The sequence below is a fragment of the Pseudomonas sp. B2M1-30 genome (assembly GCF_025447575.1).
GTDB classification, from domain to species: domain Bacteria; phylum Pseudomonadota; class Gammaproteobacteria; order Pseudomonadales; family Pseudomonadaceae; genus Aquipseudomonas; species Aquipseudomonas botevensis.
In genome coordinates this window covers 437,710-452,557 of sequence record NZ_JAOEJT010000004.1, presented here as the reverse complement: position 1 = coordinate 452,557, position 14,848 = coordinate 437,710, and the positions used below count along the sequence as shown (strand labels likewise).

Below are 14,848 nucleotides of genomic sequence, written 5' to 3'. Positions count from 1 at the left end.
CCTATCCGTTCTGTGCAACACCCTCGGGCAATCTTGCAGATTATTTTTACGCAGGAAGCAAACCCTTGGGTTCTCTTATAATCAGCGCCTTTTGCAACGATAGTCCGACGCCATGACCAACCTTCGCTACAGCCAGCTCGACGAGCTGTCCTGGCCCTTGATGAACAAGTTCTACCGCGCCCATCAATCGTCGATGAAAGCGGTGCGCGATGCACAATTGTGGGTGGCGCGCCGTGAGGAGATCGTTGCCGCGCTGTGTCTGCGGCCGGTGGCGGGCGGGTTCTGGCTGACCGGGCTGCTCGTCGACCCGGCCTGTCGCGAGCAGGGCATTGCTGCGCAGTTGATCGCCGAAGCGGTAAAGGGAGTGGAAGCACCGGTGTGGCTGTTCTGCCACCCGGATCTGCGGGGGTTTTACGAGCGGCGCGGGTTCAGCTTCGACACCACCCTGCCCTACGCCATGGCCGAGCGATTGAGCCGTTACGCGCGGAGCAAGCCGATGATTGCGATGGGACTGGAGTCGCGCCCGACCTGACCGGGAGCGGCGATGTCGGGAATATCAGTCGTCCGCGTTCGGGTCCAGATCCGGGAACATCACTTCAGTAAAGCCGAACTTGCTGAAATCGGTGATGCGCGACGGATAGAGACGGCCGATCAGGTGATCGCACTCATGCTGCACCACCCGCGCATGGAACCCTGACGCCACGCGCACGACCGGCTCGCCCTTGGGGTCGAAACCTTCGTAGCGAATCTGCTGATAGCGATCCACTGCGCCGCGCAGGCCGGGCACTGACAGACAGCCTTCGAAGCCCTCTTCCATCAACGGGCTGAGCGGGGTAATCAGCGGATTGATCAGGATCGTCTGCGGCACCGCTTCGGCGTCCGGGTAACGCTCGCTGTGTTCGAAGCCGAAGATCACCAGTTGCAGGTCGACACCGATCTGCGGCGCAGCCAGGCCAACGCCGCCGACGCTTTCCATGGTCTGGAACATGTCGTCGATCAGTTGCCACAGTTCAGGGCTGTCGAACATCCCGGCCGGCACCGGTGGCGCGATGCGCAACAGGCGCTCGTCACCCATTTTCAGGATTTCACGGATCATTGGTCAGGCTTCGTCAGTGTTCGGATTGAGCGAGTGATCGCGCCCAAGGCCGGAAACATGTTGTTTGGGATGCTCATCGAGTTCGCCAGGGACTTTCTCGCCCGGGTCCTTGCCCTCGCTGGACATGTGTTCGATCACCGCATTCATCTCCGCACCGAGCAACAGCACGGCGGCGGAAATATAGAAATACAGCAACAACACGATGATCGCACCGATGCTGCCATACATGGCGTTGTAGTTGGCGAACGTTTTGACGTAGAACGCAAACCCCAGGGACGCGACGATCCACACCACCACCGCCAGCACCGACCCCGGCGTGATGAAACGGAACTCCTGTTTGACGTCCGGCATCACGTAGTAGATCAACGCCACGGCGACCATCATCAGAATCACGATCACCGGCCAGCGGGCGATGGTCCATACCGTCACGATGAAATCTTCCAGACCGACCTGCGCAGCGATCCAGCCCATCACCTGCGGCCCGAGCACCATCAGCGCGGCGGCCACCAGCAACATGCCGGCGATACCGACGGTGTAGATGATCGACAGCGGGAAACGCTTCCAGATCGGCCGGCCCTCGACCACGTCGTAGGCGGCGTTCATCGCGCTCATCATCAGGCGCACGCCGGCGGACGCGGTGTACAGGGCGATGACGATACCCACCGACAGCAGGCCCCCCTTGGACTGCTGCAACTGATCGATCACCGGGTTGACCTGCTCCAGCGCCTGGGGCGGCAACACCAGCTCCGATTGCAGGCGCAGCCAGGAGAAGAAGTCCGGCAGGTGCAGGAAACCGATCAGGGCAATCAGGAACAGAATGAACGGGAACAGCGAGAACAGCATCTGGTAGGCCAGTGCCGAGGCATAGGTCGACATCTCGTCGTCCATGAATTCAGTGACCGTGCGCATCATCACCCGATGCAGGGGCAGACCTTTCATGTCCGGGAAAATCATTCGCGTCTCCTTTCGCCGCAAAGCAGGTTGAAGTCGTGGCGACTCAGGGGCCGTTTGTCTCTGATCAAAGTAGCTTACTTGGCGACTTTGAAACACCGTGATCCGTGACGGCATGTGAGCGAGATACAAAAACGGCCATCCTTGGATGGCCGCCCGGGGGTTTCGTTCACGGCTGGATCAAGCCTTGTCGACACCCTTTTTAACCGCGTCCTTGGCTTTGCCGACCGCTTGCTGGGCTTCGCCTTTCTTTTCCTGGATCTTGCCTTCGGCCTGCAGTTTGCTGTTGTCGGTGGCTTTGCCGACGCCTTGCTTGATGTTGCCGACCGCTTCGTTGGCCATGCCTTTCACTTTATCGCTCGTGCTACCCATGGTGTTTCTCCTTGGAACATTGACGGGGAAAGTCAGTACACAAGGATTGACTGGCCCGGTTTGCGCCAAGTTTCATTTATTTTCACGGGCTCATTTCGTCGCCGGCAACAGGTTGCGCTTTATGTTTGCAGGCTTTCCCACGAGAATGCGCACCTATGGGCGCAACGCGCCAGAGAACCGATCCCGCAGGAATGTTATGAAACTCGATAAAAAGCAGGCCATTGCCCGTCGCAACCAGGAACTGGGCGGTGCCGTGCTCGGCGTCAACAACTGCCACTTCGCCGAACTGAACCGCAACCGCAATATCTGGTGGTTCGACCTGCCGGTCACGCGTCTGGCGATCGGTCAGTACGAGTGGATTCACCTGCTGATGCACACCCCGGCCACCGACCAACTGCTGCACGTCAAAGTGCCGACCGCGTTCCTGCGCGAGAAGCTTGAAGGTCTGGTGATCCGCAACGAAGGCAAGCGCAAGGCGGCTCTGAGCCTGGAACTGAGTGCCGACAAGGACTCGTTCCTGCAGGACATGCGTCCGGCGGGCACCCAGGTGAACTTCGCGCAGTTCCGTCAGTAAGCACCGGGTTGCCCCCCTCACCCGGAGGGAGAAGGGACTGACCGGGGAGATCTGATAGATCGAGTCGAACGTTGAATCTGAAATACATGCGATCAGCTCCCTCTCCCTCGGGAGAGGGCTGGGGTGAGGGCCAAGTTTGCTCTCACACCCCGAACCCACGCCGAACCGCTCAGTAACAACAAGCCCCGCATCTGCGGGGCTTGTTGTTTTACCGGGCCGTGGTTTACGCGGCGCTGGCCTTCGCCTTGATCTTCTTCAGCTCTTCGTCGCGCAATTCGCGACGCAGGATCTTGCCGACGTTGGTGGTCGGCAGCGCATCGCGGAACTCCACCGAACGCGGCACCTTGTAGCCGGTGACGTTGGCGCGCATGTGCTCCATCACCTGTTCCTTGGTCAGCGTGACGCCCGGCTTGGCGACGATGAAAATCTTGATCGCCTCGCCCGACTTCTCGTCCGGCACACCGATGGCCGCGCACTGCAACACGCCCGGCAGGGTCGCCAGCACGTCTTCCAGTTCGTTCGGGTACACGTTGAAACCGGAGACCAGAATCATGTCTTTCTTGCGATCGACGATGCGCATGTAGCCGTCCGGCTGGATCAGCGCGATATCACCGGTCTTCAGCCAGCCTTCGCTGTCGAGCATTTCATCGGTGGCTTCCTGACGCTGCCAGTAGCCCTTCATTACCTGCGGACCCTTGACGCACAGCTCGCCGATTTCGCCCAGCGGCTGCTCGACACCGGCATCGTCGACGACTTTGCACAGGGTCGACGGCACCGGAATGCCGATGGTGCCGATCTGGATGTTCTGGATCGGGTTGACCGTGGCGACCGGACTGGTCTCGGTCATGCCGTAGCCTTCGCAGATGGCGCAACCGGTGACTGCTTTCCAGCGCTCCGCCGCCGCCAGTTGCAGGGCCATGCCGCCGGAGAGGGTGACTTTCAGCGCCGAGAAATCCAGCTTGCGGAAACCTTCGTTGTTGCACAGGGCCACGAACAGGGTGTTGAGGCCGACGAAGCCGCTGAACTTCCACTTCGACAGTTCCTTGACCATCGCCGGCAGGTCGCGCGGGTTGCTGATCAGGATGTTGTGGTTGCCGATCAGCATCATCGCCATGCAATGAAAGGTGAACGCATAGATGTGGTACAGCGGCAGCGGCGTGATCAGGATCTCGCAACCCTCATTGAGGTTGGAACCCATCAGCGCCTTGCACTGCAGCATGTTCGCCACCAGGTTGCGGTGGGTCAGCATCGCGCCCTTGGCCACGCCGGTGGTGCCGCCGGTGTATTGCAGCACCGCGACGTCGCCGCTGTTCGGGTTGGCTTCGGTCACGGGCTGGCCCTGGCCCTTGCTCAGCACGTCGTTGAACTTGACGGCCTTGGGCAGGTGATAGGCCGGCACCATCTTCTTCACGTACTTGATGACGCTGTTGATCAGCAGGCGCTTGAGCGGCGGCAACAGGTCGGCGACTTCGGTGACGATGACGTGCTTGACGCCGGTTTTGGGCACCACAGCCTCGGCCAGGTGCGCCATGTTCGCCAGGCATACCAGGGCCTTGGCGCCGGAGTCGTTGAATTGGTGTTCCATTTCCCGCGCGGTGTACAGCGGGTTGGTGTTGACCACGATCAGCCCGGCGCGGATGGCACCGAACACGGCGACCGGGTACTGCAACACGTTGGGCAGTTGCACGGCGATTCGATCACCGGGCTGCAAATCGGTATGCTGTTGCAGATACGCGGCAAAGGCACCGGACAATTCGTACAGTTCACCGTAGGTGATCGTCTTGCCCAGGTTGCTGAACGCCGGTTTGTCGGCGAAGCGTTGGCAGGATTGCTTCAACACTGCCTGAATATTCGGGTACTCGTCTGGATTGATGTCGGCAGCAATTCCAGCGGGGTACTTATCCTTCCAAAAGTCTTCGATCATGGAAGCCCACTCCTCAGCAACGCGAATTCAGCACCGCATTTGATGCGATTATTATTGGTGTTTGGTCATTGGTGAATCTGGCTTTCTACAAGGCCGAGAAGTCACAAAGCGCGCCGAGAGTAGCAGCTTTGCCAAGGGTCGACTAGAGCCAAAAATGGCCCGCCCAGTCATTTAAATGACTCAAGACTTACTAAAAGTCATTTTAGAGCAAAAAACCTATACCCTCTGAAAAGCCCCGGAATTCAGGGACATTTGCGCCCAAAAGCATCGCGGGCAAGCCCGCTGCCACAGGATCATCGATCACCCTGTGGCAACATGGCTTGCCCGCGATCCGCGCTGCACGCGGCCATCCATCGATCAAGCGATATCGCGCAATTCCCGCCGCAGGATTTTCCCGACAGGTGTCATCGGCAATGACTCACGCAAGACGATGTGCTTCGGCACTTTGTACGCCGTGAAGTTCTCTTTGCAGTAGGCCTTCAGCTCTTCCAGGCTGACCCCGGTCTCCCGCGCCACCACAAACAGTTTCACCGCCTCTCCCGAACGTTCGTCCGGCACGCCGATCACTGCACAGTTGGCGACTTTCGGGTGAGCCATCACCACGTCTTCGATCTCGTTCGGGTACACGTTGAAACCGGAGACGATGATCATGTCCTTCTTGCGATCGACGATGCGCACGAAACCGTCGGGATCGATCACCGCAATGTCACCGGACTTGAACCAGCCCTCGGCATCCAGCACTTCGGCGGTGGCTTCCGGCTTCTGCCAGTAGCCCTTCATGATCTGCGGCCCCTTGATGCACAGTTCGCCGCGCTCCCCAAGAGGTTGCTCGACGCCATCGTCGCTGATGATTTTCAGCGTGGTGCCCGGCATCGGCAAACCGACCGTGCCCAGGCGTGACTTGTCGCCATACGGGTTGGTGCAGGCGACCGGCGATGTTTCGGTCAGGCCGTAGCCTTCGGTGATGCGGCAGCCGGTGAGCTGCTCCCAGCGCTCAGCCGTGGCCTTGACCAAAGCGGTGCCGCCGGAGTTGGTGAGTTTGAGGCTGGAGAAATCCAGGGTCTTGAAATCCGGGTGATCCATCAGCGCGACAAACAGGGTGTTGAGCCCCAGCAACGCCGAGAAGCGCCAGTTTTTCAGCTCCTTGATGAAGCCGCCGATGTCCCGTGGATTGGTGATCAGTACGTTGTGGTTGCCGGACACCATCATGCACATGCAATTCGCGGTGAAGGCATAGATGTGATACAGCGGCAGCGGCGCGATCATCACCTCCTGCCCTTCGCGCAACAATGGCTGGCCGTCAGCGCCCAACTGCGCCAGACAGGCGCGCACCTGTTGCATGTTCGCCACCAGGTTGCCGTGGGTCAGCATCGCGCCCTTGGCCAGGCCCGTGGTGCCGCCGGTGTATTGCAGCACGGCGATGTCGTTCAGACCGGCGTTCAACGGCTTGATGCCCAGCCCTCGGCCAAGACGCAGCGCGCTCTTGAAAGAGATCGCCTGGGGCAACGAATAGTCCGGCACCATCTTCTTCACTTTGCTGACCATGGTATTGACCAGCCAGCCCTTGGCGGTGGGCATCAGGTCGCCCATCTTCGCTTCGATCAGGTATTGCAGGTCGGTGTCCGCCAGCACTTCCTGGACCTTCTGCCCGAACAGGTTCAGATACACCAGCGCCCGGGCACCGGAATCCTTGAACTGGTGACGCATTTCCCGCGCGGTGTACAACGGGTTGGTGTTGACCACGATCAGCCCCGCGCGCAAGGCGCCGAACACGGCAATCGGATAATGCAGGACGTTGGGCATCTGCACCGCGATGCGATCCCCCGGCACCAGATCGGTGTGCGCTTGCAGGTAACCGGCGAAGGCGGCGCTGTAACGCTCCAGTTCGGCGTAGGTCAGGGTCACGCCCATGTTGCTGAACGCCGGACGATCGGCGAATTTCTTGCAGGAACGCTCGAACACCTCGATCACCGATTTGAATTCACCCGCATCGATGTCCAGGGGTACGCCCGCCGGGCGTTTGTCATTCCAGAAATCAGGTTGCATTGTTCTTGTCCTCTTTACCTGAGCCGATCCGGGGCCGCTTTTCTGTCATTTATCCCTGATCCGTCAGAAACGGCATGCGAAAAGCGGAGCTTCACGGACACTAGCAGCTATGGTCAAACAGGCAAATATGGCCAGCGTCCTCATTGATCGTGTGAATCTTCCTGCCGTGGCGTGGGCTGATCGGACGCGCTATACAATGCAACGTCTCAGAGCCCATGCAGCAAAAGGAAGCGCCATGATCCACGACACCTTCTGGCTGGACGCAAGTGACCGCAGCCGCCTGTTCGTCAACCAGTGGCTGCCGGGCACGCCGTTGAAAGCGGTGATCCTGCTGGCCCACGGCATGGCTGAACACAGCGCCCGTTATGCGCGACTGGCGCAGGCCTTCTGTGATGCCGGCTACGGTGTGTACGCCCCGGACCTGCGCGGACATGGCAAGACGGCCGACCACGGCACGCTGGGGCATTTCGCCGATGATGACGGCTGGTGCAAGGTGGTCGGCGATCTGGCGAGCCTCAACCAGTTCATCGGCCAGCGCCATCGCGACGTGCCGATCCTGTTGCTCGGCCACAGCATGGGCAGCTATCTGGCCCAGGGCTACCTGCTGCACCACAGCGCCAGCCTCCATGGCGCGATTCTCAGTGGTTCGAATTTCCAGCCGATTGCCCTGTACCGCGCGGCGCGGCAGATCGCCCGCGTGGAAAAACTGCGCCAGGGCGGCAAAGGACGCAGCGCGTTGATCGAGTGGCTGTCGTTCGGCTCGTTCAACAAGGCGTTCAAACCGGCGCGCACGCCGTTCGACTGGCTCAGCCGCGACCCGGTCGAAGTCGACAAGTACGCCGCCGATCCGCTGTGCGGCTTTCGCTGCACCAACCAGCTATGGATCGACCTGCTCGGCGGCTTGCAGCAAATCAGCAAAGCGTCCAATCTCGCCCAGATCGACCCGGGCCTGCCGCTGCTGGTGATCGGCGGCGAATGTGATCCGGTGAGCGAAGGCAAGCGTCTGACTGATCTGGCCGATGCATTGCGCGCGGCCGGCAGCCAGAACCTGCAATTGAAGATCTACCCGCAGGCGCGGCACGAATTGTTCAACGAGACCAATCGCGACGAAGTGATCGCCGATGTGCTCGCCTGGATCGACCAGGCCCTGAGCCATCGTCGTCCGCATCGCAGCGAATAATTTTTTATGGATTCATTTAATCCGTCACAGGAATCGAAACCGATGACCCAGGTTACCAACATCCCTTACGAAGCCCTCGAAGTCGGCCAGACCGCCAGCTACAGCAAGACCGTCGAAGAGCGTGACATTCAGCTGTTCGCAGCGATGTCCGGCGACCACAACCCGGTACACCTGGATGCCGAGTTCGCCGCCGCCAGCATGTTCAAGGAGCGCATTGCCCACGGCATGTTCAGCGGTGCGCTGATCAGCGCGGCGGTTGCCTGCGAGTTGCCTGGCCCGGGCACCATCTACCTCGGCCAGCAGATGAGCTTCCAGAAGCCGGTGAAGATCGGCGACACCCTGACGGTGCGTCTGGAAATCCTCGAGAAACTGCCGAAATTCCGCGTGCGCATCGCCACCCGCGTGTTCAACCAGCGTGATGAGCTGGTGGTGGATGGCGAGGCGGAAATCCTTGCACCGCGCAAGCAGCAGACCGTGACGTTGCCGACGCTGCCGGCGATCAAGATTGGCTGATGCCTCCTCACCCCAACCCTCTGCCCCAAGGAGGCGAGGGGAAAGGGTTGGATTGGAGACATAAAAAAACGCCAGACATCTCTGGCGTTTTTTTATGCTCAGTGAACGCTTACGAACGTGCGCGAGCCTGGTTACGCAGGGCTTTGACCTGGTCGTGATTGCGTTGCACGCCGTGATACTGGCGCTCGACCAGATCACGAATTCCGACGAGGTTGTGCTTGTTGATCTTCTCAATGGCTTCCCGATAAGCCTTCAGCGCATGGTCTTCACCCCGCTCGGCTTCGTTCAGCACCGCCTCTTCGTCCTTGCCGGTGAACATGGCTTTGACGTCGACCCAGCGACGGTGAAGGTCACCGCTGACGCTGGTAGAGGTTTCCGGATCGCCACCCATCGAACGCACGGTCGCTTGCAGTTCGGCAGCGGCGGTCGCGCAATCGGCGGAGCGTTTGGTGAACAACGCCTTGAGTTCAGGGTGCTTGATGTCTTCAGCGCAAGTCTTGAACCCTTCCTGACCGTCCTTGCTGGTTTCAATCAGGTCATTGAGTACAGAAATGGCTTCTTTATTCATGTCGGTCATTTTTCAATTCCTTGCGATCGGTGGAAGATGCAAGGGATATTGCAGCAGACGTGCCAGCTTCAGATTTGATAAATAATCGTTAATTTTCAACAAGTTATATTTAAACGCAAAAACTGTATCCCGGTTATTTGCATGATCTGTCATTTGGCCTGCATGCAGAATGCCTGTATTTTTCGCAGTGTTTGAATCCTGACGATCCCTGCGATGAATCCTGAAAAGCTCGAACTGCTGATCACCCGCGAAATGCCCTTCGGCAAATACAAGGGGCGGATCATTGCCGACCTGCCCGGCCCTTACCTGAACTGGTTCGCCCGCGAAGGTTTTCCCCACGGCGAACTGGGCGGGTTGCTGGCACTGATGCACGAAATCGATCACAACGGCCTGTCGGATCTGCTCGAACCGCTGCGCGCCAAACACGGCAAACCTGCCCCCCGCCACTGACGGCGCCCTTTCTGATCCGAGTCGACCATGCCCGACAACACCTTGCGCGCCCATGATGAAGTCTTCTGGCGGACATTCGCCGACCGCTACGATTCGCACCCCGGCCCCGTGAACCTGGAGAACGGCTACTTCGGGCGCATGTCGCGCACCGTGGTCGACGAGTACCAGCGCAACATCGAGCTGATCAACAACAGCAACTCGGTGTACGTGCGCCAGCGCTTCGAGCAGAGCGACAATCTCGACATCCGCGCACAACTGGCCGAGTTGATCGGCGTACGCGCACAAAGTGTCGCCTTCACTGCCAACGCCAGCGCCGGCCTGCAATCGCTGATCCGCAACTACAACCGCTTGCAGCCCGGCGATCAGGTCCTCATCAGTGACCTGGAGTACGACACGGTCAAGGGCGCCATGCGCTGGCTGGCGCGGCATCGCGGCGTGGAAGTGATCGAGATCGACCACGCGCACCCGGCCACCTTCGACAGCCTGGTGGCAACCTATCGCGAAGCGTTCATCCGCCATCCAAAGCTCAAGCTGATGGCCCTGACCCACGTCACCCACCGCACCGGTCTGGTGATGCCGGTGCAAGCCATCACCACGCAGGCCAAGGCCCACGGGATCGATGTCATCCTCGACGGCGCCCATGCGCTGGGGCAGATCGAATTCGATCTGGAAGCGCTGGGCATCGCCTTCGCCGGCTATAACCTGCACAAGTGGATCGGCTCGCCGCTGACCCTCGGTTTCCTGTACATCGCCCCGCAACGCCTGGCCGACATCGACCCGGACATGGGCGAGATGCATTACCCGGTCAACGATATCCGCTCACGCACGCCCTACAGCACACCCAACATCCCGGCGCTGATGACCCTGCCGCTGGTGTTCGAGGAGCACCGCGCGCTCGGTGGCGCGTCGGCCAAGGGCGCACGGCTCAATTACCTGCGCAACCTGTGGGTCAAGGCGGTGCGCAACCTGCCGGGCATCGAAGTGATGACGCCGGACGACCCACGCCTGTATTGCGGCATCACCTCGATGCGCTTTACCCGGCACGACGATCAACAACTGATGGTCGAGCGTCTGCTCAGCGACTACAACCTGTTCACCGTGGTGCGCACCGGCGCGGCGTGCGGGCCGTGCATCCGCATCACCCCGGGGCTGACCACCATGGCGGACGACATGCAGTGCCTGGTGCGCGCGCTGAACGAGCTGCGTTAAACGGTGTACTTGTCGAAATCCTCGGGCTTGATCTGCGACGACACCGCAAAGGTGTCGATGCCGATCGTGAGGTGACCGAAGTAGCCGTCCTCGTGGGAGTCGCGACCGATCGGCCAGACCGTCAGGGTCGAGTCCTCACCGCCCATCTCGGTGTAAAAGCTGTCCTCGGCATTGTTCAGCGGTGTCGAGGCGCGCCCGCGGTAGGCCTTGGCGTTGAGCACCGAGCGCGAAATGACTTCGGGGAAATACAGCTGGCCGACCCAGGCCACATTGCGCTCCTCCAGATACTCGTTGCCGGCGACAATCCGCACCGCCACATGGATGTGCAAGGCACGTCCGGCATAGAACCCTGGATAAATCGTGGTGAAACGCACCCTGCCCTTGTGATCGCTGAACTGCCCGCCGCGCAGGTAGGTGTGATCGTCGGTTCGCGGGATCGAGCCGATATCGCCGTCGTCGACTTCCAGATCCGGATTGATCCGGCTCCAGCCGGAATAGGCGCCCCGCGCGTTGCAATGCCAGATATCCACCAGCGCCCCGCTGACCGGCTCTCCGGTCATGGCGTCGACGATGGTCAGGCGCAGCAGCAACGGCAGGCCTTCGGCGCCTTCGCTGATGTTGCGGCGCAGCAGTTTCGGGTTGCGAAAGTACGGCCCGGCAATCTGCTCGGGGGCCAGTTGATAGACAGCTGAGGTTGAAGACTGGTTATCCATGACGCGTTCTCTCTTCCATAAGATGAACGCAGGTTAGCGCCGTAAGAAACCCTCCGTGCGGTAACTATGTATCTCGAATTGACGACGCGGCTGTTGCCCGACGCTTTTTTCCGGGCAAAAAAAAACGGTGCACCGACCAAGCGCACCGTAAAGCCGTAGAACACACAACGAGGTGTAGGGTTAAGCCGGAAACATCAGTCCAGCAGGGCCAGGGCTTCGGCCGTGCATTCCTGAATGCGCGCCCAGTCGCCGTTCTTGATCCACTCAGGATCAAGCATCCAGCTACCGCCCACGCACATGACGTTTTTCAGCGCCATGTAGCTCTTGATGTTGGCCGGACCGACGCCGCCGGTCGGGCAGAATTTCACTTCGCCGAACGGGCCGCCGAGGGCCTTGATCGCTGCCACGCCGCCGCTGACTTCAGCCGGGAACAGCTTGAAGCGGCGATAGCCCAGGCCATAGCCTTCCATGATCCCGGAGGCGTTGCTGATGCCCGGCAACAGCGGAATCGGGCTGTCGACGCTGGCTTCCAGCAGGTCACGGGTAATACCCGGGGTGACGATGAATTGCGAACCGGCCGCTTCGGCGGCGGCCAGCATATTGCGGTCGAGCACGGTGCCGGCACCGGTCATCAGCTCCGGACGCTGCTCGCGCAGGATCTGGATCGCCTTGAGGCCGAACTGCGAGCGCAGGGTCACTTCCAGCGCGGTCAGGCCACCGGCGGCCAGGGCGTCGGCCAGCGGCAGCACGTCCTGTTCACGGGCAATGGTGATCACCGGCAGGATCCGCGCCTTGGCGCAGAGACTGTCGATCAGGGCAACTTTATCCGCCATGGAAACGGTCGGGGATGGGTTTGTCATAGCGGCTGTTCCTTGGCTCATGGGCACCAGTAGATCTCTAACGTGGGTTGCAGAAACGCGCGAATCGGCATGGCGGCGACATCGTCACCGGCCACGGCGGCGTTCAGGGTGGTCAGTTTCGACTGACCGGAAATCGACAGAATCTTGTGTCGGGCCGAGGCCAGCAGCGCGCGGCTCATGGTCAGGCGCTGACGCGGCACGCTGGGCGCAAGCATCGGCCAGCAGCGACGGCTGCCATCGGCCAGGGCTTCGGCGAGGTTCGGGCTGTCGGGGAACAGCGACGCGGTGTGACCGTCATCGCCCATGCCCAGCACCAGCACATCGATCGCCGGCAGTTCGCCGAGCAAACGATCAGCCTGTTCAGCAGCCTGCTCGACGTTCGCCGCAGCGCTGTAGAGGCTGAGGAATTGCGCCTTGGCTGCCGGTCCCTTGAGCAGATACTGCTTGAGCAACCCGGCGTTGCTGTCAGCGTGTTCCACCGGCACCCAACGCTCGTCGGCGAGGGTCACGACGACCTTCGACCAGTCCAGCTCCTGCTTGGCCAGGTGCTGGAAGAACGCCACCGGGCTGCGCCCGCCGGACACCACCAGCACCGCGTTGCCGCGTGCCGCGATGGCCTCGCTCAGCTGCTTGACGACATTCAGCGCCAGGCCTTCGGCCAGCAGCACCGGGCTCTTGAAGGGGTGGGCGCTCACGCCCGCCGGCAGTTTCACATCAGATATCGCCATACCACGACCTCCCGTCCCGCGTGATCAAGGCGATGGAGCTCATTGGCCCCCACGACCCGGCCGCATACGGCTTGGGCGCGTCACCGGATTTTTTCCACCCGGCGATCAACTGGTCACACCATTTCCACGCGGCTTCGATTTCATCTTTACGGACAAACAGGTTCTGATTGCCGTTCATTACTTCCAGCAACAACCGCTCGTAGGCATCGGGGATCCGCGCGCTGCGCCAGGTGTCGGAGAAATTCAGTTGCAGCGGCCCGCTGCGCAGTTGCATGCCCTTGTCCAGGCCCTGCTCCTTGGTCATCACCCGCAAGGAAATGCCTTCGTCCGGTTGCAGGCGGATGATCAGTTTGTTGCTGATCTGCAAGCGCTGCTCGGGGGCGAAGATGTAGTGCGACGGTTCCTTGAAGTGGATGACGATCTGCGACAGCTTCTGCGGCATGCGCTTGCCGGTACGCAGGTAAAACGGCACGCCGGCCCAGCGCCAGTTGCGGATGTCGGCACGCAGGGCAACGAAGGTTTCGGTGTCGCTCTGGGTGTTGGAATTCGGTTCTTCGAGGTAACCCGGTACGGATTTGCCTTCGCTGTGACCGGCGATGTACTGGCCGCGCACCACCTGCGTGGTCAGGCCTTCCGGGCTGATCGGCGCCAGGGCCTTGAGCACTTTGACTTTCTCGTCACGGATGCTGTCGGCGGACAGGTCGGCCGGCGGGTCCATGGCGATCAGGCAGAGCAGTTGCAGCAAGTGGTTCTGGATCATGTCGCGCAACTGGCCGGCCTTGTCGAAATAGCCCCAGCGGCCTTCGATGCCGACCTTCTCGGCCACGGTGATTTCCACGTGGGAGATGTAGTTCTGGTTCCACTGGGTTTCGAACAGGCTGTTGGCGAAACGCAGGGCGATCAGGTTCTGGACGGTCTCTTTGCCCAGGTAGTGGTCGATGCGGTAGGTGCGGTTTTCCGGGAAGAACTGCGCCACGGCGTCGTTGACCTTGCGCGAGGATTCCAGGTCGGAGCCGATCGGCTTTTCCAGCACGACGCGGGTGTTTTCCGCGAGGCCGACTTTCGCCAGGTTCTCGCAGATCGCGCCGTAGACCGCCGCCGGGGTGGCGAAGTAGGCAATCATCCGCTGGCTGTTGCCGGCGATGTCGGCCAGGGCCGCATAGTCTTCAGTCTTGAGGAAGTCGACGTGCAGGTAGCTCAGGCGCGCCAGGAAGCGCTCGGCCACGGCCTCGTCCAGCTCTTTGCCAACGTAACGGCGCAGTTCGGCGGCGATGAACGCCAGATGCTGCTGCTCGGTGCCGGCTTCACGGGCCAGCGCGATAATACGCGTGTCCTCGTGCAGCAGACCGGCGCCATCCAGGTGATAAAGGGCAGGAAACAGCTTGCGCAGGGCCAGATCGCCCAAAGCGCCGAACAAGGCAAAGTTGCACGGATCTACCGTAATCGAAGGCATGATGTTTGTTCTTTTATCAAGTTAAGCTACAAATACCTTTTTTCAAGGCATCACTCAAGGGAAAATGTAGTAATAACCACAACATTTTCGCAAAATACAGATTCCGAGTGGTGGTCGGTCGGAGCCATCAGTAGGATAGGCCACCGTCACGGGCCACATCAAAGGCCCAATTTGCATAGCCGCGCGCTTATCGGCGCCGGTGAATTAGGAA

16 protein-coding genes are annotated in these 14,848 nt (G+C 60.5%); 6 read left to right on the top strand and 10 right to left on the bottom strand.

Annotated elements, in window-relative coordinates:
* Positions 1 to 112 precede the first annotated feature (112 nt).
* Positions 113 to 532 carry a GNAT family N-acetyltransferase gene (locus N8H74_RS11470; RefSeq protein WP_262147612.1) on the top strand — a complete coding sequence of 140 codons (420 nt, stop codon included), beginning with the start codon at positions 113 to 115 and terminating at the stop codon, positions 530 to 532.
* A gap of 24 nt (positions 533 to 556) precedes the next feature.
* Here the strand turns inward: N8H74_RS11470 and def are convergent, their stop codons facing one another.
* The 3 genes from def to N8H74_RS11455 all read right to left on the bottom strand — a co-directional run bounded on the left by def (position 557) and on the right by N8H74_RS11455 (position 2,419).
* A complete protein-coding gene (gene def / locus N8H74_RS11465) occupies positions 557 to 1,096 on the bottom strand; it encodes a peptide deformylase (RefSeq protein WP_262147610.1) in 540 nt (179 codons plus the stop codon).
* A 3-nt stretch (positions 1,097 to 1,099) separates the two neighbouring features.
* Positions 1,100 to 2,050 (bottom strand): YihY/virulence factor BrkB family protein, encoded by a 951-nt coding sequence (locus N8H74_RS11460; protein ID WP_217832888.1) that lies wholly within the window; start codon positions 2,048 to 2,050, stop codon positions 1,100 to 1,102.
* Between the two features lie 177 nt (positions 2,051 to 2,227).
* Complete coding sequence (locus tag N8H74_RS11455) at positions 2,228 to 2,419, bottom strand: CsbD family protein (protein WP_217832887.1); 192 nt, start codon at positions 2,417 to 2,419, stop codon at positions 2,228 to 2,230.
* A 196-nt stretch (positions 2,420 to 2,615) separates the two neighbouring features.
* Between N8H74_RS11455 and N8H74_RS11450 the strand changes: the two genes are divergently transcribed.
* Positions 2,616 to 2,993 (top strand): hypothetical protein, encoded by a 378-nt coding sequence (locus N8H74_RS11450; RefSeq protein WP_217832886.1) that lies wholly within the window; start codon positions 2,616 to 2,618, stop codon positions 2,991 to 2,993.
* A gap of 223 nt (positions 2,994 to 3,216) precedes the next feature.
* Here N8H74_RS11450 and fadD1 read toward each other — a convergent pair whose 3' ends face one another.
* Complete coding sequence (gene fadD1 / locus N8H74_RS11445) at positions 3,217 to 4,917, bottom strand: long-chain-fatty-acid--CoA ligase FadD1 (protein ID WP_217832885.1); 1,701 nt, start codon at positions 4,915 to 4,917, stop codon at positions 3,217 to 3,219.
* Between the two features lie 357 nt (positions 4,918 to 5,274).
* Positions 5,275 to 6,963, bottom strand: a complete 1,689-nt coding sequence (gene fadD2 / locus N8H74_RS11440; RefSeq protein ID WP_262147607.1) for a long-chain-fatty-acid--CoA ligase FadD2 — start codon at positions 6,961 to 6,963, stop codon at positions 5,275 to 5,277.
* Positions 6,964 to 7,198: 235 nt separating this feature from the next.
* On the opposite strand from fadD2, the gene N8H74_RS11435 reads away from it, so the two are divergent.
* Together N8H74_RS11435 and N8H74_RS11430 are read left to right on the top strand one after the other, a co-directional pair.
* Complete coding sequence (locus N8H74_RS11435; protein ID WP_262147605.1) at positions 7,199 to 8,143, top strand: alpha/beta hydrolase; 945 nt, start codon at positions 7,199 to 7,201, stop codon at positions 8,141 to 8,143.
* A gap of 42 nt (positions 8,144 to 8,185) precedes the next feature.
* The gene (locus tag N8H74_RS11430) at positions 8,186 to 8,656 is read left to right on the top strand and encodes a MaoC family dehydratase (RefSeq protein WP_217832882.1); all 471 of its coding nucleotides are present in this window, start codon (positions 8,186 to 8,188) and stop codon (positions 8,654 to 8,656) included.
* Positions 8,657 to 8,765: 109 nt separating this feature from the next.
* Here N8H74_RS11430 and N8H74_RS11425 read toward each other — a convergent pair whose 3' ends face one another.
* Positions 8,766 to 9,233, bottom strand: coding sequence for a PA2169 family four-helix-bundle protein (locus N8H74_RS11425; protein WP_217832881.1), 468 nt, complete (start codon positions 9,231 to 9,233; stop codon positions 8,766 to 8,768).
* A gap of 204 nt (positions 9,234 to 9,437) precedes the next feature.
* Here N8H74_RS11425 and N8H74_RS11420 point away from each other — a divergent pair, with 204 nt between their 5' ends.
* Together N8H74_RS11420 and N8H74_RS11415 are read left to right on the top strand one after the other, a co-directional pair.
* Positions 9,438 to 9,674: a DUF3820 family protein gene (locus N8H74_RS11420; RefSeq protein ID WP_025112833.1), complete on the top strand. Its 237-nt coding sequence runs from the start codon at positions 9,438 to 9,440 to the stop codon at positions 9,672 to 9,674.
* Positions 9,675 to 9,701: 27 nt separating this feature from the next.
* Positions 9,702 to 10,883, top strand: a complete 1,182-nt coding sequence (locus tag N8H74_RS11415) for an aminotransferase class V-fold PLP-dependent enzyme (protein WP_262147601.1) — start codon at positions 9,702 to 9,704, stop codon at positions 10,881 to 10,883.
* Here N8H74_RS11415 and N8H74_RS11410 read toward each other — a convergent pair.
* From N8H74_RS11410 to zwf, 4 genes are all read right to left on the bottom strand, one after another.
* Entirely contained in the window at positions 10,880 to 11,596 is a 717-nt protein-coding gene (locus tag N8H74_RS11410; RefSeq protein WP_262147599.1) for an intradiol ring-cleavage dioxygenase, read from the bottom strand. The two genes, N8H74_RS11415 and N8H74_RS11410, sit on opposite strands and share 4 nt — an antisense overlap.
* Positions 11,597 to 11,790: 194 nt before the next feature.
* Positions 11,791 to 12,456: a bifunctional 4-hydroxy-2-oxoglutarate aldolase/2-dehydro-3-deoxy-phosphogluconate aldolase gene (locus N8H74_RS11405; RefSeq protein WP_262147598.1), complete on the bottom strand. Its 666-nt coding sequence runs from the start codon at positions 12,454 to 12,456 to the stop codon at positions 11,791 to 11,793.
* A 17-nt stretch (positions 12,457 to 12,473) separates the two neighbouring features.
* Positions 12,474 to 13,184, bottom strand: a complete 711-nt coding sequence (gene pgl / locus N8H74_RS11400) for a 6-phosphogluconolactonase (protein ID WP_262147596.1) — start codon at positions 13,182 to 13,184, stop codon at positions 12,474 to 12,476.
* Positions 13,171 to 14,637 carry a glucose-6-phosphate dehydrogenase gene (gene zwf / locus N8H74_RS11395; protein ID WP_217832876.1) on the bottom strand — a complete coding sequence of 489 codons (1,467 nt, stop codon included), beginning with the start codon at positions 14,635 to 14,637 and terminating at the stop codon, positions 13,171 to 13,173. The genes pgl and zwf overlap by 14 nt, the downstream gene beginning before the upstream one ends.
* Positions 14,638 to 14,848 lie beyond the last annotated feature (211 nt).